The following is a 22,612-nucleotide window of genomic DNA, read 5'->3' as shown; positions in this document are numbered from 1 at the left end:
CTATCTTTGACAGGGAATGCCATCCCTGAGCCATATAAACGCCAGAGTATGATGGAGAAAAGAGAAACGACCCATCCTTTGCTTTTTCAATAAGGGGAAATAGCATCAAAAATCCACACCATGAAGAAAACCTTGGCCATCTTGAATCTGTTGTCCGTGTTGGCGGTCATTGCCGTAAACTACGTCTCGCAGGCCCTGAGGTTCAATGACACCACCATAGGGGACATCAGTCAGAAATACAACAATCTGTTTACACCCGCCTCCTATGCCTTTGCCATTTGGGGCCTCATCTTTTTGGGCCTCTTGGCCTACGGCATTTTTCAGGTGTACCGGGCATTCTTCACCGAAGAGACCCATGATTTCATGGTCCAGACCGGCTATTGGTTCGTAGCGGCCAATGTTTTGAACGCCCTTTGGGTGTTTGCCTTTGTGTATGAGCATACCGGACTTTCCGTGCTGATCATGCTGGGCATTCTCCTTTCCCTGATCAAAGTGATCTTGAACACCAATATGGAGCGCTGGCACGCGCCCAAGAAGATCATTGTCTTTGTCTGGTGGCCCATCTGCCTGTATGCCGGATGGATATCCGTGGCCACCATAGCCAACATATCGGCCTACTTGACCAAATTGGGCTGGGAGGGCGCACCGTTCTCCGAAGAGGTGTGGACGATCGTTATGATCGTTGTGGCCACCGGTTTAAACCTCATCGTCATCCACCGCCGCAACATGCGCGAATTTGCAGCCGTGGGTGTCTGGGCCCTGTTCGCCATCTTCATAAGGCACAGGGAGGCTGTGGAGCCCGTGGCCTATACGGCCCTGGTGGGGAGTGTTGTCATTTTTGCCCATATGGCCTGGCACGGTTTTAAGAACAGAAAGGGCAACCCCTTTTTTAAAGGGCAATGAAGCCTAAGCTGGGAGACTGGCCCCTATACAGCAGGGCCATTTTTGCCAAGGGTTAAAATGGGCGCGCAAAAAAATTGTATGCTAGCCTGCTCGGGCTTACTTTTGCCACAAATTTGTTGGATTGACCAAATCGTCCATACTCGAGCTTTTTCAGGGGTCTCCCAAACTGGGGGAACTGAGGGGGCTTATGGCCCAAGTTTCCGCCCCCTCCCCAGAGAATGGGGCCATAAGGCTCAAGGGGCTCGTGGGCTCTTCCCTCTCTTTTTGCGTTGCCTCGCTCTTTCAATCTTCCAACGATCCCTTTTTGCTCATCTTCAACGATAAGGAAGAGGCGGCCTATTTTCTCAATGACCTGGAACTGCTGGTGGGCGATAAGGACGTGCTGTTCTTTCCGGGAAGTTACCGCAGGCCCTACCAGATAGAGGAAACGGACAACGCCAATGTCTTGCTCAGGGCAGAGGTGCTAAACCGCATCAACTCCCGTAAAAAGCCCGCCATCATCGTCACCTATCCAGATGCGCTCTTTGAAAAGGTGGTGACCCGACAGGAACTGAACAAGAACACCCTGAAGATCAAGGTACAGGACTCGCTTTCGCTGGATTTCCTGAACGAAGTGCTCTTTGAGTACAAATTTAAGCGGGTGGATTTTGTCACGGAGCCCGGGGAGTTTTCCGTGCGCGGCGGCATTGTGGACGTCTTCTCTTTTTCCAATGACGAACCCTACCGCCTGGAGTTCTTTGGCGATGAGGTGGACAGCATCCGCACCTTTGATGTGGAGACCCAACTCTCTACGGAGAAGGTGGCAAAAATTACCATAATACCCAATGTGGCCAATAAGTTCCTGGAAGAAAAGCGCGCCTCTTTCCTGAGTTATATTTCTGGCGACACCCTGGTGTTCACAAAGAACAGCGGTCTGCTCTACAGCAGGTTGGATGATTTTTACGACAAGGCAACCAAGGCCTTTGCCGATCTTTCAAAGGACATAAAGCACGCCACCCCCGAAGCGCTTTTTTTGAACGGGGCCGCCTTTAGGGCACAACTGGAACATTTTAGGTGTGTTGTCATGGGAAGCGAAGAAAACGGCACCCCTGCCCAAAGGACGCTTTCCTTCAATACCGTGCCCCAGCCGGCATTCAACAAAAAGTTCGACCTGCTCATTGAGAACCTGAACCAATTCCATGCGGCCGGGTTCGATAATTATATCTGTTGCGCCTCGGAGCAACAGGCCAAGCGCTTTCACGATATTTTTGAGGAGATCTCCCAAAAAGTGCCGTACAAGACCTTGGTTTTTCCGCTGCACCAAGGCTTTGTGGACAAGGACCTGAAACTGCTCTGCTACACGGACCACCAGATCTTTGAGCGGTACCATAAATTCCGCCTTAAAAATGGGTATGCCAAGAAGGAGGCCATTACCCTCAAAGAGCTGAACAAATTGGAGATCGGGGACTATGTGACCCATATGGACCACGGCATTGGCAAGTTTGGCGGACTGCAAAAAATAGAGGTCGAGGGCAAAAAACAGGAAGCGATAAAGCTGATGTACGGCGAGCGCGACATCCTCTATGTGAGCATCCACTCCCTGCACAAAATATCCAAGTTCAACGGCAAGGACGGTGCCGTGCCCAAAATATACAAGTTGGGCTCCGGGGCCTGGAAAAAGGTCAAGGACAAGACCAAGGCACGGGTAAAGAAAATAGCCTTTGACCTTATAAAGGTGTATGCCAAGAGGCGCCTGGAAAAGGGCTTCCAATACGCCCCGGACAGTTATTTGCAGAACGAGCTGGAAGCCTCCTTTATCTACGAGGACACGCCCGATCAGAGCAAGGCCACCGAAGACATCAAAGCAGATATGGAGAGCGAGCGGCCCATGGACCGTCTCATTTGTGGCGATGTGGGCTTTGGCAAGACCGAGGTGGCCATACGGGCGGCCTTTAAAGCCGTGGACAATGGGAAACAGGTGGCCGTTTTGGTGCCCACCACCATCTTGGCCTTTCAGCACCACCGCACCTTTACGGAACGCCTAAAGGACATGCCCGTTTCGGTAGATTACCTGAACCGTTTCCGCACGGCCAAGGAGCGGCGGGAGACCCTGGAAAACTTGGCCGCCGGTAAGGTAGACATCATCATTGGCACCCACCAGCTGGTGAACAAGAGCGTAAAGTTCAAGGACCTGGGGCTGCTCATTGTGGACGAGGAGCAGAAATTTGGGGTCTCCGTCAAGGACAAGCTCAAGGCCATTAAAGAGAACGTGGACGTGCTCACCCTAACGGCCACCCCCATTCCCAGGACCCTGCAATTTAGCCTTATGGCGGCCCGTGACCTTTCCGTGATCACTACGCCACCACCCAACCGCTACCCCATAGAGAGTGCCGTGATCGGCTTTAACGAGGAGACCATAAGGGATGCCATCGCATACGAAATAGCGCGTGGCGGGCAAGTGTTCTTCATCCATAACCGCATAGAGAACATCAAGGAAGTGGCCGGCATGGTACAACGCCTGGTGCCCGATGCCAAGGTGGGCATTGGCCACGGCCAGATGGAGGGAAAAAAGTTGGAGGCCCTGATGCTGCGCTTTATCAATGGGGAGTTTGATGTGCTGGTCTCCACCACCATTGTGGAAAGTGGCCTGGACGTGACCAACGCCAACACCATTTTCATAAACAACGCCAATAATTTTGGCCTCAGCGACCTGCACCAGATGCGGGGCCGCGTGGGCCGGAGCAACAAAAAGGCCTTTTGCTATTTCATTGCCCCGCCCTATGAGTCCATGACCACCGATGCCCGTAAGCGCATAGAGGCCTTGGAACAGTTTACCGAACTGGGCAGCGGTTTTAACATTGCCATGAAGGACCTGGAGATCCGGGGCGCGGGCGATCTGCTGGGCGGGGAACAGAGCGGGTTCATGAACGAGATCGGTTTTGAGACCTACCAGAAAATACTGGCCGAGGCCATTGAGGAGCTCAAGGACAACGAGTTCAAGGAGCTCTATGAGGAAGTGGAAGGGGAGAAGGAAAAGGTCTTTGTAAAGGAGACCCAGTTGGATTCCGATTTTGAATTGCTCTTCCCGGATGCCTACATCAACAACATTACCGAGCGGCTCACGCTCTACACCGAGCTGAACCAGGTAAAGGATGAACAGGCCCTGCAACGGTTTGAGGCACAATTGTTGGATCGGTTCGGCGAACTGCCCCCGGAGGCCCAAGACCTCCTGAACAGTGTGCGCATCAAGTGGATCGCCAACGGCATTGGACTGGAAAAAGTGGTGATGAAAAAGGGAAAACTGATCGGGTACTTTATTTCGGACCAACAATCGGCCTTTTACCAGAGTGCCATCTTTACCAAGGTGCTCCAGTTTGTGCAAAAACATCCGCAAAAATGCCAGGTCAAGGAAAAACAGACCCGCAATGGCTTGCGTCTCCTTTTGGTGTTCGGGGATATTGGCAGTGTGGATCGCGCCCTTTTGGCCCTTCAACCTTTAAAAATGATGGAACCCAAGGTGGAAAAGGTGTAGGACACCCTTTCTTGCACTTTCCATGCCCCCCTTTGAAAAAGCCCGCAAACCCTTGGCACGGGGCAAAATGCCGTTTTAATGTCGGGTTAAATTTCATTGTTTTTTTTGGTGGCCCTGGGTTTGGATGCTAACATTGTCCAAGAATCCAAAAAAAACATACACTGATGAAACAACCGGCACTGGGACACAAGATCACCGAACTGCGCAAGCAAAAAGGACTTACACAAGAAGAGCTCGTTGAGCGCTGCAACATAAACGTACGTACGCTGCAACGCATAGAAAACGGGGAGGTCTCTCCCCGAAGCTACACGGTAAGGACCATCCTTTCCGCACTGGACCACGATTATGAATCCGTTTTCGGAACCCGGGCAGGGGGCCAAGGGGGCAACCTGGATCTGGACAATGCCCGGGAAGGCCGGTCGGTTCGTCTTGCCTTGGGCGTGGCCGCCATAGCGGGCGCGCTGTACTTGCTTCTGGGCACTTTTGAGGGGCTGGCCGATTATTACCGCTTTTGGGAAGACCACCTGTTTTTTGGGCGCCCCGGGCACGTGGCCATAAAGGTGTTGTCCTTCATCTCTTTTGCCATTTTCATCTACGGTTTCTTGGTGGTGGGCAAACTGTTTCAGAATTACTTGATGAAGATCGCCACGGTGATCATGGCCGTAGTGCTGCTGCTCTTCTATGGCTACGACATTGGTTCCCTGTTCCTTGGTGAGACCTTTCCGGTGGAGGGGATTCTGGTGGCAGCATCCATGGTCATGGGCACCCTGGGCCTGCTCTTTGGCATCTCCATTTTAAAATCGGCCAAAAGATGGGGCGTTTTGGGCTATGTGGCGGGTGGTTTTGAGGTGCTCACCGCCCTCTTTTTCTTGACCGTGGTCTTGGCTCCGGTGGGCCTTTTTAGTCTGTTTCCCACGGTGGTGCTGGAAATTGTGCTGTTGGTAAGGACCCGGCAGATGGTTGCCAAGGCGGCTTAAACCCGGATAATGTATCGGACTGCCGCAATGAGGGCGCAACCCCCAATAAAATCAAGATTTTTACGATCGGGCCAAATGAAGTACAGCGCTCGGTTTTTTCAGGGATTTGTGGCCGTGATGGACTTTTTAATGTTCCATCTGGGGTAAACGATCGTCCGGGTCATTCATTGATGGGGGAATCGGTGGCCGGGGTTTCGGGTGCCAGCGGGGCGGGGTCGCCGTAAAAGGGCAGTAGTTTGGCCTTGTCCCCATACCTGCCGCCCAGGTCGGCCTCCGTGGGCGTTTTTACCAAAACGGTGTTCCATCTGCCCTCCACGCCCAGATAAAGTTCATGGCCCTCTTGGTCCATGCCCATTTGCCCTAGGCAGTCCGTTACCACATCAAGGATATCTTTCCTGAACTCGGGCTTTATGGCTTTGATGTTTGCAACCTTGAGCAATACCAGCACCTTGTTCCCCTCCTTTTTGGTAAAGTAGCCTATGTTCCGGGTATCCAGACCGCCCACGATGTCATGATCCAAGCACGCCTTCAGTTCCACGGACAGGGAGTCCGTATCGGGCCTCAAAGGCCTTTCCATTTGGGCCATGTCCTTTAAGAGCAGTTCCATTCTAGGGTCCACGGCCTTGGTCGCGGTGTCCTGCCCTTGAGACCTTACATAAACACCGTAGAAGGAAATGCTGAGCATCACGGCAAAGAAGGTGAAGAGGATGAGGCAGCCACACCCCTGCCATAGCGGTCTTTTGGCGGGATCTATGGTGTTTGCACGCGCCAGGGCCCGTTGCATGTCGGGGGTGAATTCCCGTTGGGCGTAAGATTTTTTGCAGTGGGAACATGCTGCCACGTGCGTTTTAAAGAAGGGAAGCAAGGGAATCCAAAAGAAATGGAAATACTTGCCATAGGTACGCACCACAAAGGAATTGGGCGTTTGGCAATACGGGCAAACGGTCTTGTCCAGTTTACGTTCCTTGATGACGCTGCTCCGTGTTCCAAAAAAATAGATCATACCCCAAAATTAATGGTTACAACGCCAAAAATAAGCAGGGTACGGTCATCGTAACACCCCTTTTTCAGGGATAAGTGGGCAGCCTTCCCTTGGAGGTTGGGAGGCCGGTAGGTCTGGATGGTTGGTTTTTTGCCAGGGGCCATTAGCCATTACAAATGGAAAGTGGGCACATTGGATTTTTGACGTGATTTGCAGCCGTAATACCTGCCCGTTCCTTTCAGGCGGGGAATTTCTATTGCTTAATCTGGGTTTTAAAGGTTCCACCAAGGTTCGGAGCCCTTTGGGCCGTGGGGGCTTACCTGTTTTTCTTGACGGGAGCTCCTTTTTTTTTTTGAACAAACTGTTTCCATTATGGAAGAGGTTGCACCCAGCCCCTTATGGTTAGGTGCCGATGCGTGGTGTTAGCGCCACTACAAATATCCGCCCTGCCCGGTGGTTGGGGCGCTGTCCCTTGCGTGAGCTTTGCCCCACCTGCCTTGGGCGGTTGGGCACCAGACCACCTTCCCTGCAAAAGGGGAAGGAATACACGAAAATGGGCGGGCATACCAATGATTTTAAAAGGTTTTATTTTTTGATCGGTGCCACATAAAAATGCCAACGCAAAATTAACTAGGGCCAAGTGACTATATTTGTGGGTATTCTCGGCCGGTCGCGGCCCTTGATTCCCGTAGCCATGAAAAAAGGACTTTTGTGTTTTCTTATCCTCTTCACTTCCATGGGGCTCCGATCCCAAAACCAGATCACGGGGGTGCTCTCCCCGCCCGAGGAGTTTAAGTGGCTCATTGCCTACAGGCTCATACCCGGGAGCCAACGTTATGTGGCAGACACCCAAGTGAATGATGGCAGTTTTGTCCTTTCCCTACCAAAGGGTGCACCCGCCGGCACCTATAGGTTGGTATATGCGGTTCCCCAAGAGGAGTTTTATGTGGATGTCTTTTACAACGGAAAGGAGAATATTGAACTCCATTTTGACCTGCAGGATGGCAGTGATTTTGTGGTATCCGAGGAAAATAGGACTTGGGCCGACTATCTGGAGGCCATGGCCGAGGTGGAAAAGGCCATGGCCGCTGTGCCCCGGGACATAGCCCCAGGGGAATGGCAGGCCATCTTGCAACGGCAGCAAGACGTACAGGAAGGTTTTTTGGAGCGTTCTGCCGGGCTCATGGTAAGGGAATTGATCATGGCCAACAAGCCCTTTGTGCCCAAGGAACCGCTGGGGCTCAAGGATTACTTTGTGCAAAAAAAGAAGGGTTTCTTGGACTCCGTGCCCGTGGGCAGCAGTCTCTTGCAAACCTCCGGCCTGCTCAAGAACAAGGTACTGGCCCATGTCTATACCGATCATCCGGAGCAGTTGGAGGGCGGGATGCCCGCTGAGGCCCAAATGCAGCTTTTGGTGGACCAGGCCCAAGAAAAATTAACACAGACGCCCCAAAAATATCAGTTGGACGTGCTTTTTGATGTTTGGAACATTGCCCAGAACAATGGCCTGCACCAGCTCACCGATCATGTTGCCACCAAGTACCTCCAAAAATTGGCAACGGACCTTGGCGATACGGAAATGGCCCATTTCATTGAGGCCGAGCGTACGCTGAGATTGGGAAACAAGGCCCCTGACATGGCTTGGCAAGGACCGGATGGCACCCAAAATCTATGGGAGATGGAAGGTGCGGCCAACTATGTGCTCGTTTTTTGGAGCAGTGGCTGTTCCCATTGCTTAAAAGAGCTGCCCCTGTTGCACGAAAAAGTGGGCCAGTTGCCCAACACCAAGGTCATTGCCGTGGGCCTGGAGGAAGATGAGGTGCCATGGCGCTCCGTGACGGAAGAAATGCCCTTGTTTGCCCATGCCCTATCCTTGGGCAAATGGGACAGCGAACTGGCGAAAACCTATGACATACGGCAAACGCCCACTTACTTTGTCCTGGATGCGGAGAAGCGTTTTGTTCACAAGCCCCAGGATTACGGGGGCGTGCTGCGCTTCTTTTCGGTGGATAATGAATAGGGTCAGAGCCCTTTGAGGTCCTTAATGGTCTTGAAGGCCACATCTACCTGGTCGTCATTGACCAATATGGTGAACTCATTGGTGGTGCTGATCACCTCGTAGAGCACAATGCCCTCCCAGGCCAAGCGCTGAAAGATAAAATAGTAGATGCCCGGCACGGATACGTTCTCTGCCGGCAGCTTCACGGTTATGGACGATAGTTCCTCTGATTTTTGGGTGCACTTCTCGTTTTTGAAAAGCGTCTCCACCGTGCTGTCCATTACCGTGCTGATCACAATGTTGATCTCATTGACCCCACGGGAGGAGGTATAGAAGACGTCCTTGTTGTTGTTTATCGCTTCCAAAAGTTTGGCCTGCTGCACCAAAATGGTGTCGGAGGCCAAGAAGGTATAATCCGTCAAAGACGAGCGTACGGTGATCTCGCCAATGTTCTTGAGCACCTTTACAATTTTGTGGGTGGCCCTGAACTCCAAGTCGTCCGATAGGCGTTTCAAAGCCATGACAATGGCGCCGTTGCGCACGGTTTTGCCCAATTCTTCCTCAATTTCGGGCTTTACCATTCGGGATAGGGAGGTGAGGTTAATGATGCCCTGGGCCAGGGCACTTTGCAAAAAGGGCTTCTTTTTTATGTAGCGCTCCACTACGGAAGATATGGTCTTCATTGGAATACGGTTATACTGCAAATATAACATAATGTTACAAATAAAACAATTTTGCCCAAGGTATTCCCCATGGCCGTCCCTTTCCTTGGATGGGGCGGCTTGGCGGGCCTTCCGGCGGCAGCGGGAGCGCAAGGGTTCAGAAATGGTAGAAAGCGTCCTCCAGGTGGGTCAAGGTGAGCTTGCCCTGTTTTTTCAAGACGGTGATGATATCAAAGCGCACCTCTACGTCCAGGTCCTCTTTTTGCACGTAGTGGTCTGCGGCCATGACCAGGAGCTTCATCTTTTTTGGGGTAACGGTCTCTGCAATGTGCTCAAAAAATTCCGAACTTCGGGAACGGACCTCCACTATGGCCAAAGTGTCTCCCTTCTGGGCAATGATATCCACTTCGGCCTTGAGGTAGCGGTAGTTTTTTTGGCGTATCCTATACCCTTTTTTTACAAGGTGCCAGGATGGCCAATTGTTCACCTTCTTTACCAAATTCATTATGCTTTCCCATAAAACAGTGGTTTGTTGGTGCATTTCATCGAAAAAAAACACCATTGGGCGGTCATTTTAAAATATTGGTTTTATTTTGTTGTGCATTCCATCGAAATTAACTTGGTTTTTGATACCAAACAATATTTCCGGTCGTTAATTAGAAGCCCCAACTCTCTATAAACGCATAAATAACCTATTTAGGATTATGGAATATTTCATTAATTGCAATGAATCCTCCCTTGCCCCCTATACCGTTTCCTTGGATCAGCGCCGTGCCCAGCACCTTTATCGCAGGTTGGGATTTGGGGCCACTCCGGAGACCATAGCGCAGGCCGTGGGACAGGACGCGGGCACCCTCGTGGACACCCTCGTGGACCAAGCCTTGGCCCTACCGGTGCTACCGCCACCGGCCTGGGCAACCTGGACCAACGCCAACTACCCCGAAGACAATGACGCCGCCAGGCAGTTGCGCCGCCAGCAGTTCGAGGAATTTAAGCTGGAGTACGCCCGGTCCTTGCTGGACAACAACCTCCGGGACCGGCTCAGTTTCTTTTGGAGCAACCACTTTGTCACGGAGTATGACGTGTACGACTGCAACTCCTTCCTTTATGAATATCTGGTCTGTCTCCAGCGCAATGCCCTGGGAAACTTCAGGACCTTTGTGAGGGAGATCGGCCTTACCAGCGCCATGCTGCGCTACCTGGACGGGGCCTTTAACAACAAGAACAGGCCCAACGAGAACTACGCCCGTGAGCTTTATGAGCTCTTTACCCTGGGCGAGGGCATTGGCTATACCGAAGAAGATATTGTGCAGGCCTCAAGGGCACTGACCGGTTATGTGAACCGCGGCGAGGTGGGCTGTACCATGATCACCTTTGACCCCACCCGTTTTGATACCGATGCCAAGACCATTATGGGACGTACCGGCAATTGGGGCTATGACGATGTCATTGACATCCTTTTCGAGGAGCGTACCCGGGAGATCGCTTTTTTCATCTCCAAAAAGCTCTACAAGTTCTTTGTGCACCCAGATGCGCTGGCCGATCAGGCCCAGCCCATACTGAACGGTATGGCAGACACCATGCTGGCCAACGATTTTGAAATGGCCCCGGTCTTGCGACAGCTTTTTAAGAGTGAACATTTCTTTGATGAAGAAGCGATAGGGGTCATCATAAAAAGCCCGTTCGATTTCTTTTTCAACACCCTTAAGGAAACCGGTTTTGACTACACCGAGACCCACGTGGCCGAAATGGTGAACTACAGCGGCCAGTTGAGCCAAAGACTCTTCGATCCCTATGACGTGGCCGGATGGCAGCGGGACAGGGAATGGATCAACACCAACTTTATCATTGGGCGCTGGCTTACCATCGAAGGCATTTTGGAACGTTTTTATGAAGCGGACAACGAGCAGTTTCGCCGTTTTGGCCTGGCCGTGACCGGCACCTTGGGCCTTACCACCAGCAACCCCGATCTGGTGGCCCGGCCGATCATTGATTATGTCCTTCCCCAAGGACTGCTGAACGAGGCGGAATACGATAAGGCCTTTGCCATTTTCAGGAGTGATGTGGAGGAGGTGTACTATGAGGGCGGAGACCAACCCATTTGGGACCTGGGCACCTGGCCCCAAGCCCCCTACCAAGTGTACCTCCTTTTGCAATACTTGGCCCGTCAACCAGAGTTTCAACTTAAATAACACCTACTTCCATGTGCAACATACCCCACCATTCCCCATACAAAGGCCTTGAACATGACGGCCACGATGACGAACACAAGTTTTGGAGCCGTCGTTCTTTCCTGCAGGCCCTGGGCATTGCCGGTAGTGGTTCCATGATGCTGGGCAGCAACATGCTCACGGCTTCCGGACCATCGGCGCTTTCGGCCGGGGTGGCCGCTGCGGAAACGGACAACATCTTGATCCTCATTCGCCTTTCCGGGGGCAACGATGGCCTCAGTACCGTGATTCCCATACAACAGTACGATACCTACGCCAACGCCCGCCCCAACATCTACATCCCCGAGAGCAAGGTGTTGAAGCTCACGGACGATTTTGGCGTGCCCTCTTATATGAGCGCTTTGGAGCCCCTTTGGGGAGAAGGACAGTTCAAGGCCGTGCACGGTGTGGGCTATGAGAACCAGAGCCTGTCCCATTTTACGGGGTCGGACATTTTTGCCAACACCGATCTGCAGACCAGTGGTTTCAGTGGCCTGGACACGGGTTGGATGGGACGGCATTTTGAGAACTTGTACCCGGATTACCTGGTAAATCCGCCGGCGGCGCCTGCCGCCATACAGATCGGTCAGTTTGGCAACCTCGTCTTTCAGGGCGAGGAGACCAACTATGCCTTTGTGACCTCCAACATCAACCAATTGGAGGAAATTGCGGAATCCGGACTGGTCTATGGCATGGAAGACGCGCTTTTCAACAACTGTATGTACGGCGATCAGCTTAAATTTTTAAGGGGCGTGGCCAACACCACCTATGAGTATTCGGGCATTATCCACGCGGCCTACGAGAGGGGCCAGAACCAGGTGGAATACCAGGACAATCCCTTTGCCCGCCAAATGAAGCTCTTGGCCAAACTGATCAAGGGTAATCTGGGCACCAAGGTGTTCATGGTCTCCATGGGCGGTTTTGACACCCATGGCAACCAACCCTTGGCCCATGAACGCCTTATGACCAACCTCTCGGTGGCCATCAACAATTTTTATGAGGACATTGCCTTTACCCAACAAGATGACAAGGTGCTGAGCATGACCTTCTCCGAATTTGGTCGCCGCATCTTTGAGAACGGATCCAATGGCACCGACCACGGCAAGGCCGCCCCCACCTTGTTTTTTGGCTCGGGCCTAAACGGCAGTGCCTTTGTGGGGGAGCACCCCACCCTGGAAGACCCGGACGGCCGGGGCAATCTGGAGTACAACACGGATTTCCGTGACCTCTACGCCACGGTGCTGGCAGAATGGCTGTGCGTGGACATCCCCCTGGTGGAACAACATCTCTTGCAGCACCCTTACAGGCCCATTAACTTGGGGTTCAACTGCAGCGGAACGGAATTTCCGGACATTGTGTACAACGATGGGGAAGTGACCCCGCCGGTGCCGCCCACCGAAGAGGGCACGGACCCAAGCCCGATGGACCCCAATCTCACCAATGCCGTGGTGCACAAACCTTTTTATCCCACGGACAGTACCCCCCATATCTATTTGGAAATGCCCTTCTCGGCCCATGTGGACATTCAGCTCTTTAACATCCTGGGACAGAACGTGGGCACGGTGTTCAATGAGATGATGATGGAGGGCAGCACGGAGATCAATATCCGCGAGCGGATGCCCGAACATTTGTCCACCGGGAAATACATTTACCGCATCAGCGTGCAGAACCAGAAAATGAGCAAGTCGGTGATGGTGGCCTAGCACAAGATCCAATCGAGCACTGATTTTTAAACCTTTGGGAACATCGTTGGGATGGCCCAAAGGTTTTTCTTTTGGATGCCACCGGGTCCGTTACGGGGCCAACGCCCATTTTTGTTAGCCTCCAAGGGAAGGTTCCCAAACACAATTTCAGTATTTTTGCAGCCTAAAACCATAAAATGGCCACAAAAGAGACCCCTAAGCGATATACGATCACCGCCGCGCTGCCGTACACCAATGGCCCCATTCACATTGGCCATTTGGCCGGAGTCTATGTCCCGGCAGATATCTATGCACGCTATTTGCGCGGGCTGGGCCGGGACGTGGCCTTTATCTGTGGCAGCGATGAGCACGGGGTGGCCATTTCCATGAAGGCCAAGAAAGAGGGCATTGCCCCCCAGGAGGTGGTGAACAAGTACCACGGCATCATTAAGCAGTCTTTTGTGGACTTTGGCATCACCTTTAACAATTATTCCAGGACATCTGCGGCCATTCACCACAAAACGGCATCGGACTTTTTTGTGAAGTTGTACGAACAGGGCGATTTTCTGGAGGAGACCACGGCACAGCTGTACGATGGGGAGGCCCAGCAGTTCTTGGCCGATCGTTTTGTCACGGGCACCTGCCCCAAATGTGGCAACGAAGAGGCCTACGGCGATCAGTGCGAAAGCTGCGGATCGTCCCTGAACGCCACGGACCTCATCAATCCAAAAAGCACCATTACCGGAAGTGTGCCCACCACCAAGGAGACCACGCACTGGTTTCTGCCCTTGGACCGCTATGAAGCGTTTTTGCGAAAATGGATATTGGAGGGCCATAAGAACGATTGGAAACCCAATGTGTACGGGCAGTGCAAATCTTGGATCGATGGCGGTCTGGAGCCCCGTGCGGTGACGCGTGATTTGGACTGGGGCATTCCCGTGCCCGTTAGTGGCGGTGAGGGAAAAGTGCTCTATGTCTGGTTCGATGCCCCCATTGGCTACATATCTTCCACCAAGGAATGGGCGGCCCGTGAGGGCAAGGATTGGGAGCCCTATTGGAAGGACCAGGACACCCAACTGGTGCACTTTATTGGCAAGGACAACATTGTCTTTCACTGCATCATTTTCCCTTCCATATTAAAGGCCCACGGCGGTTTTGTCCTGCCCCGGAACGTGCCCGCCAATGAATTTCTGAACTTGGAGGGCAACAAACTGTCCACCTCCAAGAACTGGGCCGTTTGGCTGCACGAGTACCTGGTGGATTTTCCGGACATGCAAGATGTGCTCCGTTACACGCTAACGGCCAACGCCCCGGAAACCAAGGACAATGATTTTACCTGGAAAGACTTTCAGGCCCGCAACAACAACGAGTTGGTGGCCATCTTTGGCAATTTTGTGAACAGGGTGGTGGTGCTCACCAACAAGTACTACCAGGGCACGGTGCCAGAGCCCGGAGTTTTGGGCAAAGAAGATCGGGCGGCCCTGGAGGCCCTGCGAAAATTCCCGGACAGCCTTGCGGCATCCCTGGAACGCTACCGTTTTAGGGAGGCCAGCCAGGAACTGATGAACCTGGCCCGTCTGGGCAACAAATATTTGGCAGATGAAGAGCCTTGGAAGGTCATAAAACAGGACGGGGAACGGGTGCGCACCATCATGTACGTGGCCCTGCAAATAGCCACGGGCCTGGCGGTCTTGAGCGAGCCGTTTTTGCCCTTTACCTCCAAAAAACTCAGATCGATGTTGAATGTCACATCGGGCGCGGTCAAGATGGGTTGGGAGAGCGTAAGCGCGAATGATGTACTGTTACATCCAGGGCACAGGATCAACCAAGCCGAACTCCTGTTCCGCAAGGTGGAGGACAAGGAGATCCAAGCACAACTGGCCAAATTGGAGGCCACAAAAAAAGCCAACGAACAGATGAACAAAGCCCCAGTGCCCCAAAAGGACACCATTGCATTTGATGATTTCAGCAAACTGGACATGCGCGTGGGCACCATCCTGGAAGCGGAAAAGATGCCCAAGGCCAAGAAGTTGTTGGTGCTGAAGGTAGATACCGGACTGGACGTGCGCACCATAGTCTCTGGCATAGCCGAAAGTTTTGTCCCAGGGGAAATCGTGGGGAAACAAGTGACCGTATTGGTGAACCTGGCTCCGCGCAAGCTGCGTGGGGTGGAAAGTGAGGGCATGATCTTGATGACCGAAAACAAGGAAGGCAAACTCGTCTTTGTGAATCCGGACACCGCTGGGGTCGCGAATGGGGAAGGGATTGGTTAAACCTTAAACGCCCATTCCCATTCTTTTTGGACCAAGGTCATTTTTCCGCGGCGGAAATAAGGTGCCATAAAGGCCCTTTACAAACCCAGTTTTCGGATATAGACCCTTATTTCGTTCAGTTAAACACCTCTTCCCTATGCAGCTCATCCCCTATCTCCAGACCCACACCCAACTTCCAGAACAGAGCATCCGGAACACCGTGGCGCTGCTCAACGAAGATTGTACCGTTCCCTTCATTTCCCGGTACAGAAAAGAGCGCACCGGAAATCTGGACGAAGTTCAGGTTGCGGCCATTTTGGGGCACAAAGAACAGTACGAGGCCCTGCAGAAACGGAAGCAGGCCATTCTAAAGGCGGTGGAGGGGCAGGGGGCCCTGACCCCGGAACACAAGGACAAACTGGAACGGGCCACACAGTTGGTGGAACTGGAAGACCTGTACCTTCCCTTTAAGAAAAGTAAAAGGACCAAGGCCCAGGTGGCACGGAAAAACGGTTTGGAACCTTTGGCCAAGATCATAATGGCCCAAAATACCGGGGCCTTGGAACCCTTGGCCACCAAATACCTGAACAAGGAGGTGACCCAGGTGGGGATGGCCTTGGAAGGGGCACGGCACATCATTTCGGAATGGATCAACGAACGCACGGCCATTCGCCATCAACTGAGGAAGTGGCTGGAGCGTGATGCCCTGATCACCACCAAGGCAGCCACCCCTGAAAAAGAGGATGAAAAAGCACAGAAGTACCGCGATTACTTCGACCATAGCGAAGCCCTTAACCGTTGTCCCTCCCACCGGTTTCTGGCCATTTTGCGGGCAGAGGCCGAGAAGTTCATCCGTATAAAAATTGAGATGGACCACGATCGCGCCCTGGAACGGATGGCCCAGCGCCTCATTAAAAACCCCAACACCGAATGTGCGGCCCAAATTGAACTGGCCCTGGCCGATGCCTATAAACGATTGCTGTTTCCCGCCCTGGGCAATGAGCTGCTGCGCAAGGCAAAGGAAAGGGCGGATGATGCCGCCATTGCGGTTTTTGCCAAGAACCTGCGGCAATTGTTGTTGGGCGCCCCGTTGGGGGAGAAGCGGATTCTGGCCATAGACCCCGGATTTAGGACCGGCTGCAAGGTGGTCTGTCTGGATGCCCAAGGGAACTTGGTGCACAATGAGACCATCTATCCGCATGCGCCAAAAAACGATGTCTCCGGAGCCATTAAAAAATTGGGTTCCCTGGCCAATGCCCATAAAGTGGAGGCCATTGCCATAGGAAACGGAACGGCGTCCCGGGAAACCGAGCGCCTTGTGAAGAAAGTGGTCTTTAGGCATCCCGTAGAAGTGTTTGTGGTGAGCGAGGCGGGGGCATCCATTTATTCTGCCTCCAAGGTGGCCAGGGAGGAATTCCCCAATTACGATGTTACCGTTAGGGGTGCCGTGTCCATTGGCAGGAGGTTGGCCGATCCCCTGGCCGAGCTGGTCAAGATAGACCCAAAATCCATAGGGGTGGGGGCAGTACCAGCATGATGTGGACCAGACCAAATTAAAGACCGCCCTGGACCAAGTGGTGGCCAGTTGTGTGAACGCCGTGGGCGTTAACGTGAACACCGCCAGCGTGTCCCTGCTCAGTTATGTGAGCGGCATAGGCCCAAAACTCGCGGAGAACTTGGTGAAGCACCGCCGGGAACACGGGCCCTTTGCCAGCAGACAGGACATTAAAAAGGTGCCCCGCCTGGGGGACAAGGCCTTTGAACAAGCGGCCGGCTTCCTCCGCATAAAGGGAGGTAAACACCCCCTGGACGATTCGGCCGTGCACCCAGAGCGGTATGGTGTGGTGGAGCAGATGGCAAAAGATCGGAAAACCAACGTGCTGGAACTCATTGGCAACAAGGAGCTGTTGGCACAAGTGGACCTGGACCGTTATTGCAAAGATGGGATCGGACTGCCCACATTGAAGGATATTTTGGAGGAATTGGAAAAGCCCGGTCTGGATCGGAGGGAAAAGGCCAAGGTCTTTGCCTTTGACCAGAACGTTGCCAGCATTAAAGACCTCCGGGAAGGGCAACTGCTCCCCGGCATTGTCAACAACATTACCAATTTTGGCTGTTTTGTGGATTTGGGCATCAAGGAAAGCGGTCTGATCCATATCTCCAACCTGGCCCCTGGCTTTGTCAAGGATGTGGGCGCACACGTGCAGCTGCACCAACAGATCATGGTAAAGGTCTTGGCCGTGGATGTGGCCAGGAAACGCATTCAGTTGGCCATGCACAAGGACTAGGATCGGTTTTTGGTTTCCCTGGCAAAAGGGTGTGAATGCTTCCTGGATCGGACCCATCCCCCGCCTGTGGCAGGGGCAGCATTCGTCCTGCCTCCCCGCGGAGACGCCATTGCGGGGCCCATTTCGGAAGAAGCAATTGGTTTAATCCAAAGGGACAACCCGTCTCGGGGTGTTGGGAAACCAGACGAACCTTCAACTTGGAAACAAACAGATCGCTTCGTTGTGCCTCCTCGCGAAGACGTAGGCCAGGGGCCTTGTTGTGCCTCCCCGCGAAGACCTCATTGCGGGGCACTTTCGCCGAAGCAATGGGTTGAAACAAAACCGTATGCCAATCTAATGGGCCGCCCGGCGCAGGCGGTCCTGTATGCTGCGGCCCAAACCTTCTTCCGGAAAGGCTTCGGCAATGATGAGGTCAAGGTCCAGGGCGTCCAGTGCGTGCAAAGCGGCAAACAGGCCCTTGGCGGCCTCTTCCATGTCTTTTTTGGGAGACAAAACTTTTATGGTTTCGGCCGTTGGAAAATCATCGGCATAAAAAGACAGCACGCCAACACGTTTGTCCGTACAGGCTTCCAAGCGCTTTCTTATGTTGCTGGAAATGATCAAGGGCGTGCGGGGCGAGTAGTGTTTCAAGAGCATTCCCGGTGCCTGTGGGGCACTTTCATTGTCCGTGAAAAGGCGTACGGGGCCCACCAACCTTTCGAGGGCCTCAATGGCGATGCCCCCTTTGCGGAACACCACGGGCGTTTCCCCCTCAAAACCAACAATGGTGGACTCCAGGCCCACCTCGCAGGGCCCACCGTCCAAAATGGCGGCGATCTTACCGTTAAAGTAGTGCAGCACGTGCTTGGCAGAAGTGGGGCTCACCCGGGTAAAGGGATTGGCGCTGGGGGCGGCCAAGGGAAAGTCCAGCCCCTGCAATAGGGCCCTGGTCATGGGGTGTTTGGGCATGCGCACCGCCACGGTGGGTTTTCCGGCCGTGATCAGGTCACTTACATCGGGGTGTTTTGGCAGGATCAAGGTCAAGGCCCCGGGCCAAAAGTGCTCCATGAGCTTTTGCGCTTTTTTTGGAATGTGCCGTACAACGGAATCCAATTGTGCCATCTGGTGCAAATGCACAATGAGGGGGTTGAATTTTGGCCGCTGCTTGAGCTCAAAAATGCGCCCCACAGCGGCATCATTGAAAACATGGGCCGCGAGGCCATAGACCGTTTCCGTGGGAATGGCCACGACCTCTCCGTTTTTCAAGAGGGTTTGGCAGTGGCCAACATTAGTGGTGACAAGGGTGTTCATGATGGGACAAAGATACTACCAAATGGGCATGCGTCCCGCATGGCCACGGCGATTTTGGCCGGTCGTGGCACGGTTCCCTTTTGTGGCCCGGCACCAGCTCAATCGTCCAATCCCCCTCTACGATTTGGGGTCCGTGGCGTGGGCCAGGTCATGGGTTCGCCGGTTCTGCGGTTTTTGCCGAACAAGGTGGCTCTTTCCCTGGAGGTTTTCTCCGGGTCTTCCGACGCCATATAGGTAAGAATTGCCGTTAGGATGGCATTGTTGCGCACATCGTCAAAGACAATTTTGTCATAGGTGTCCAAATTGGTGTGCCAGGTGTAGTTCCAGTAGCTCCAGCTCAGGGAGCTCAAGGAAAAACCGGGAGCACCCGCCGCCACGAACGAGGCATAGTCCGATCCGCCACTGGCGGGCGTGCCGGGGAAGGTGGTCTCAATATGTTTTTTAATGTCCTGGGGAACGGGTTCCATCCATCTTCCCAAGTAGTCGTAGGCATGCAAAAAGCCTTGTCCGCTTAACCGCACCACGCGTCCGGTACCGTTATCCTGATTAAAAAGTGCCTGCATATTGTCCACAATTTCGGGATGGTCTTCCACGTAGGCCGCCGATCCGTTGAGCCCTTGCTCCTCACCGCCCCATAGTCCCACAATGATGGTGCGTTTTGGGTTGGGGTACACTTTTTTCAAGATTCTGGCCGCTTCCATCATGGTGATCACGCCGGTGCCGTTGTCGGTGGCACCGGTACCGCCGTCCCAAGAGTCGAAATGCGCGGAGAGGATAATGTACTCGTTGGGCAGTTCCGAGCCTGGAATGGAGGCAATGGTGTTAAAGGTGGGCACCTCGCCCAGGTCCTTGGACTGGGCCACAATGCGCAGGGTGGGGGTGTCCCCGTTCTGTGCCATGCGGTAGAGCATGCCGTAATCTTCCAGGGAAATGTCCACCACGGGAATTTCCTTGGTGCCCGCGCTGAAGATCTTATTGGCGCCAAAGGCATCTGACCAGCGCGATTGGGCAATGCCCACCGCCCCGGCTTTTTCCAGTGCTGCGTTAATGGTTCGGCTGGTATAGCCCGTATTGCGCATGTTATCGCGCCAAGCGTTTTCCAGGGCCTCGCGCTCCTGCTTCATTTTTTCAAAAGACTCCGGGGTGGCCCATTCTTCCCAATTGTAGTCGGGCCGTCCCGTGGGCTGCAGCATGCTCACCATGACGATCTTGCCCTTTGCCTTGGGCAGCCACTGGGCAAAGGCCACGGAATCTGCTACGGTGGGCAATGGGATCACGGGTGCTTCCAGGGGCTTTTTTCCCGTACTGGGGCTCCAGGCCAATTGGGTGGCGCTGAGACTGGCCACTCTGGGGGATATCATGTCCACATGGGTAATGCCACGGTCCCAACCGCGCCAGGTGCCGTAGGCTTCGTTTTCTGCGGAAATGCCCCATTTGGCAAATTCGCGTACCGCCCAGTCGTGCGCGGTCTTCATCTGTGGCGTGCCCACCAATCTGGGGCCGTTCAGGTCCAGCACCTCATAGGCCAAGCGTTCCAGTTGGGAGTTCTCGGTGGCCTCTTTTTCTATGGAAGCAACGATTTCTTCAGTGGTTTGGGCCCAAGATAGGACGCCCACGAAAAGCAATGGAAAGGTGAGGAAAGCAGCTATTTTTTTCATTTTTATAAGGGTATGGATTTCAACTGAACAAGATAGGTAATAAAGTGGGAACCAACACCTTTTTATGGGGCCGATGTTGGGCACCGCTTGGGGAGCGCTACAAAAGATATCGCACTGCGCTTTTTCAAAGAACGGATTAGGGGCGACTGGAATGGGGATGCACTCCAGAGAACCATAAATAGGTGTGATACAGGATTATGCCAACCGTTTTTTTGTAGGGTGCCGAACGGTGCCCCAGTTCTTTTTGGAAGTATGGTGGTGTTTTGGGCAGCCTTCTAACCAAGGTAAGGGGCCTAAGTGCTTTTCCATTTGCTGCCGGTACGTTAAAGGCATTTCCAGCGGGGAGATTTTTTCGCAAACGGCATTTTGGAAGCAATCCATGCGCGCTTTTTGGTCATTGGGTGGCCATAAGGGTACCCACACCTCTTGCTTTTACTTTAGTTCCGTAAAAGGTGAAGTACCGGAATCACTAAAAAGAACGGGAAATGGAACCGTGTTTTGTTCCTTTTTAAGAGATAAACTCCTGGCACCGTAAAACGGCCGGTTTTAGGGACGTTTTGAATCAAACTGAGAGAAAACATTATAGGGTCAGTGACCACGTAGCTGCATATTAGTCAAGTTAGCTCGAAGTTCCTAGAAGCCCCAAGTTTCCATAATCATCAAAAATTTCATAAAATTAAATTTGATGTTTATTTACCGCCTGTTTACCGGACTTCACATAGATTTTGTCGTTTTTCGCACTTATGAGGTCGCTAAGTCCCCTACACACCTGGTCAGGTGCATTAATTTCAAAAGATATTTTGGTGTAATACTCTAAAACACATACTCAATTCCAATCATCAACCAACGAAGCCTTGAACTCACATCATCAAATTCTAATTTACTACGGTTTGTGATTTCAAAAGAATATCGGGCGTTGATTCCAAAATGATCGTTAATTTCATATCCCACCCCACTGGAAATATCCAGACCGGCTTGGGAAAAGGCATCATTAAGGTCATCGAACAGATAAGTTACTTGAGGGCCTAGTTGAAGATAAAATTTGGGTAGTACAAAGTAGTGCACCCGCCCAGCAACAAACAGGAAGCTACTGTTTTCTATTCTTCCGTAATCCGCTTCTGGGGCAATGGTAAACTTTCCCGATAATGGTATCTTCGAAGTGAGCCCCAAGTAAAAACCGGTATCCGAAGCGGTTACCGACTCAGAACCGCTCTTGAACTTTTCACCCCCGCTCAAAAGCCCGCCAGTGGCGCCGAAGGAAATATTCTGACCTGCAGCATCATTAGGCAGGGATATTGCCAAAGCGACAACAATCAATAATACATATTTCATATTTATTCAATTATAGTTGAGTAATTTGAAATCAAATATAGCTTTCTTCCGATGGCTTATATGTTTCAACGAAAACTATTTATCACATTCTATAACCTATTCTAGCGGTCAGTCCAATGGTGCTGGTTTCGGTCTCGGAGTTTGGAAAACCAAAATCTGGGGACGAAATATCATTTAGACTTTCACCGGCATCAAAGCCGGTATAGGTAAGATAAATACCGAGTGTAAGCCTATCGTTATCGATTAAGTTTTCAAATCCCACGCTAAAGGACCAAAATGCGATTCGGGATTTCGTTTCGGTGATGTCATCACGTCCATTGGGGGTAATCACTAGGCCATCTGCGGAAACAGAACCAAAGTGATATTTGGGGATGAATACCAACCTTGAATCGATATCGCAGATATAAATCTTGGGTGAAATCCCCCAAATCCCACCTCTAAAATTCTTTAGTAATCTGGAAATCGGTAAGCCGGTCTGTAAGTTCCTTTCGCCAATTCTATCATTGCCCCCAAAATAATAAGTGAAATCTATTTCGGGGGAGATAAATTTAAATGAAAATATTTCCAGCCCGAGCCTTGCATGATAGTAGGCATTGTTATCAAACCCTGTATGACGATAATATCCCAAACCGACATAGGCTTCTGTTGATTTATCAATTTGAGAATAACAATCGGAAAATATTAATACCGAGAAACCGATTATAAAAATTCGTGAAACAGGTACCAACTCCCGGCATTTATATGAACTCATTTAAACTTTTTCAATTTTATTTTTTTCAGTGCCAATACGATGAAAGATAGGTAGTTGAACCCTTTCCAGCTTGCAATTGTGGTGTCGAACCTGTTGAGCGGTGACCTGAAGCTGT

General features: G+C 52.3%; 14 protein-coding genes and 1 pseudogene. 8 read left to right on the top strand and 7 right to left on the bottom strand.

Features of this window, described 5'->3' with window-relative positions:
- Window positions 1-120 precede the first annotated feature (120 nt).
- The 3 genes from ACKWCC_RS17005 to ACKWCC_RS16995 all read left to right on the top strand — a co-directional run bounded on the left by ACKWCC_RS17005 (window position 121) and on the right by ACKWCC_RS16995 (window position 5,391).
- Window positions 121-903: a tryptophan-rich sensory protein gene (locus tag ACKWCC_RS17005; RefSeq protein ID WP_413997168.1), complete on the top strand. Its 783-nt coding sequence runs from the start codon at window positions 121-123 to the stop codon at window positions 901-903.
- A gap of 187 nt (window positions 904-1,090) precedes the next feature.
- Window positions 1,091-4,414, top strand: a complete 3,324-nt coding sequence (mfd, locus tag ACKWCC_RS17000; protein ID WP_413997186.1) for a transcription-repair coupling factor — start codon at window positions 1,091-1,093, stop codon at window positions 4,412-4,414.
- 164 nt (window positions 4,415-4,578) lie between these two features.
- Window positions 4,579-5,391 carry a helix-turn-helix domain-containing protein gene (locus ACKWCC_RS16995; RefSeq protein ID WP_413997167.1) on the top strand — a complete coding sequence of 271 codons (813 nt, stop codon included), beginning with the start codon at window positions 4,579-4,581 and terminating at the stop codon, window positions 5,389-5,391.
- A gap of 160 nt (window positions 5,392-5,551) precedes the next feature.
- Here ACKWCC_RS16995 and ACKWCC_RS16990 read toward each other — a convergent pair whose 3' ends face one another.
- Window positions 5,552-6,394 (bottom strand): zinc-ribbon domain-containing protein, encoded by an 843-nt coding sequence (locus ACKWCC_RS16990; protein WP_413997166.1) that lies wholly within the window; start codon window positions 6,392-6,394, stop codon window positions 5,552-5,554.
- Window positions 6,395-7,067: 673 nt separating this feature from the next.
- Here ACKWCC_RS16990 and ACKWCC_RS16985 point away from each other — a divergent pair.
- The gene (locus tag ACKWCC_RS16985) at window positions 7,068-8,393 is read left to right on the top strand and encodes a TlpA family protein disulfide reductase (RefSeq protein ID WP_413997165.1); all 1,326 of its coding nucleotides are present in this window, start codon (window positions 7,068-7,070) and stop codon (window positions 8,391-8,393) included.
- Window positions 8,394-8,395: 2 nt separating this feature from the next.
- Here the strand turns inward: ACKWCC_RS16985 and ACKWCC_RS16980 are convergent, their stop codons facing one another.
- Both ACKWCC_RS16980 and ACKWCC_RS16975 read right to left on the bottom strand, forming a co-directional pair.
- Complete coding sequence (locus tag ACKWCC_RS16980) at window positions 8,396-9,055, bottom strand: aspartate kinase (RefSeq protein WP_413997164.1); 660 nt, start codon at window positions 9,053-9,055, stop codon at window positions 8,396-8,398.
- Between the two features lie 136 nt (window positions 9,056-9,191).
- Window positions 9,192-9,596 (bottom strand): YraN family protein, encoded by a 405-nt coding sequence (locus ACKWCC_RS16975; protein WP_413997163.1) that lies wholly within the window; start codon window positions 9,594-9,596, stop codon window positions 9,192-9,194.
- Between the two features lie 142 nt (window positions 9,597-9,738).
- Here ACKWCC_RS16975 and ACKWCC_RS16970 point away from each other — a divergent pair, with 142 nt between their 5' ends.
- The 4 genes and pseudogenes from ACKWCC_RS16970 (at window position 9,739) to ACKWCC_RS16955 (ending at window position 17,466) form a co-directional block, all read left to right on the top strand.
- Complete coding sequence (locus ACKWCC_RS16970) at window positions 9,739-11,226, top strand: DUF1800 domain-containing protein (protein WP_413997162.1); 1,488 nt, start codon at window positions 9,739-9,741, stop codon at window positions 11,224-11,226.
- Window positions 11,227-11,237: 11 nt separating this feature from the next.
- A complete protein-coding gene (locus tag ACKWCC_RS16965; RefSeq protein WP_413997161.1) occupies window positions 11,238-12,947 on the top strand; it encodes a DUF1501 domain-containing protein in 1,710 nt (569 codons plus the stop codon).
- Window positions 12,948-13,123: 176 nt separating this feature from the next.
- A complete protein-coding gene (metG, locus tag ACKWCC_RS16960; RefSeq protein ID WP_413997160.1) occupies window positions 13,124-15,199 on the top strand; it encodes a methionine--tRNA ligase in 2,076 nt (691 codons plus the stop codon).
- A 136-nt stretch (window positions 15,200-15,335) separates the two neighbouring features.
- Window positions 15,336-17,466: pseudogene (locus tag ACKWCC_RS16955) on the top strand (Tex family protein).
- Between the two features lie 333 nt (window positions 17,467-17,799).
- Here ACKWCC_RS16955 and ACKWCC_RS16950 read toward each other — a convergent pair.
- The 4 genes from ACKWCC_RS16950 to ACKWCC_RS16935 all read right to left on the bottom strand — a co-directional run bounded on the left by ACKWCC_RS16950 (window position 17,800) and on the right by ACKWCC_RS16935 (window position 22,497).
- Complete coding sequence (locus ACKWCC_RS16950) at window positions 17,800-18,756, bottom strand: L-threonylcarbamoyladenylate synthase (protein WP_413997159.1); 957 nt, start codon at window positions 18,754-18,756, stop codon at window positions 17,800-17,802.
- Between the two features lie 98 nt (window positions 18,757-18,854).
- Window positions 18,855-20,414, bottom strand: coding sequence for a M20/M25/M40 family metallo-hydrolase (locus ACKWCC_RS16945; RefSeq protein ID WP_413997158.1), 1,560 nt, complete (start codon window positions 20,412-20,414; stop codon window positions 18,855-18,857).
- Between the two features lie 813 nt (window positions 20,415-21,227).
- Entirely contained in the window at window positions 21,228-21,746 is a 519-nt protein-coding gene (locus ACKWCC_RS16940) for a porin family protein (protein WP_413997157.1), read from the bottom strand.
- An 82-nt stretch (window positions 21,747-21,828) separates the two neighbouring features.
- The gene (locus tag ACKWCC_RS16935) at window positions 21,829-22,497 is read right to left on the bottom strand and encodes a hypothetical protein (protein ID WP_413997156.1); all 669 of its coding nucleotides are present in this window, start codon (window positions 22,495-22,497) and stop codon (window positions 21,829-21,831) included.
- Between the last annotated feature and the right edge of the window lie 115 nt (window positions 22,498-22,612).

The organism is Maribacter aquimarinus (assembly GCF_047345505.1).
In the GTDB taxonomy this organism is placed as follows: domain Bacteria; phylum Bacteroidota; class Bacteroidia; order Flavobacteriales; family Flavobacteriaceae; genus Maribacter.
Note: the sequence above shows the minus strand (reverse complement) of the source record. Positions and strands in the feature narration are given on the sequence as shown.

Bases quoted from the DNA above. Each gene is read 5' to 3' on its own strand.
- ACKWCC_RS17005 (WP_413997168.1), top strand. From the start codon at position 121: ATGAAGAAAACCTTGGCCATCTTGAATCTGTTGTCCGTGTTGGCGGTC.
- mfd (WP_413997186.1), top strand. From the start codon at position 1,091: ATGGCCCAAGTTTCCGCCCCCTCCCCAGAGAATGGGGCCATAAGGCTC.
- ACKWCC_RS16995 (WP_413997167.1), top strand. From the start codon at position 4,579: ATGAAACAACCGGCACTGGGACACAAGATCACCGAACTGCGCAAGCAA.
- ACKWCC_RS16990 (WP_413997166.1), bottom strand. From the start codon at position 6,394: ATGATCTATTTTTTTGGAACACGGAGCAGCGTCATCAAGGAACGTAAA.
- ACKWCC_RS16985 (WP_413997165.1), top strand. From the start codon at position 7,068: ATGAAAAAAGGACTTTTGTGTTTTCTTATCCTCTTCACTTCCATGGGG.
- ACKWCC_RS16980 (WP_413997164.1), bottom strand. From the start codon at position 9,055: ATGAAGACCATATCTTCCGTAGTGGAGCGCTACATAAAAAAGAAGCCC.
- ACKWCC_RS16975 (WP_413997163.1), bottom strand. From the start codon at position 9,596: ATGGTGTTTTTTTTCGATGAAATGCACCAACAAACCACTGTTTTATGG.
- ACKWCC_RS16970 (WP_413997162.1), top strand. From the start codon at position 9,739: ATGGAATATTTCATTAATTGCAATGAATCCTCCCTTGCCCCCTATACC.
- ACKWCC_RS16965 (WP_413997161.1), top strand. From the start codon at position 11,238: ATGTGCAACATACCCCACCATTCCCCATACAAAGGCCTTGAACATGAC.
- metG (WP_413997160.1), top strand. From the start codon at position 13,124: ATGGCCACAAAAGAGACCCCTAAGCGATATACGATCACCGCCGCGCTG.
- ACKWCC_RS16950 (WP_413997159.1), bottom strand. From the start codon at position 18,756: ATGAACACCCTTGTCACCACTAATGTTGGCCACTGCCAAACCCTCTTG.
- ACKWCC_RS16945 (WP_413997158.1), bottom strand. From the start codon at position 20,414: ATGAAAAAAATAGCTGCTTTCCTCACCTTTCCATTGCTTTTCGTGGGC.
- ACKWCC_RS16940 (WP_413997157.1), bottom strand. From the start codon at position 21,746: ATGAAATATGTATTATTGATTGTTGTCGCTTTGGCAATATCCCTGCCT.
- ACKWCC_RS16935 (WP_413997156.1), bottom strand. From the start codon at position 22,497: ATGAGTTCATATAAATGCCGGGAGTTGGTACCTGTTTCACGAATTTTT.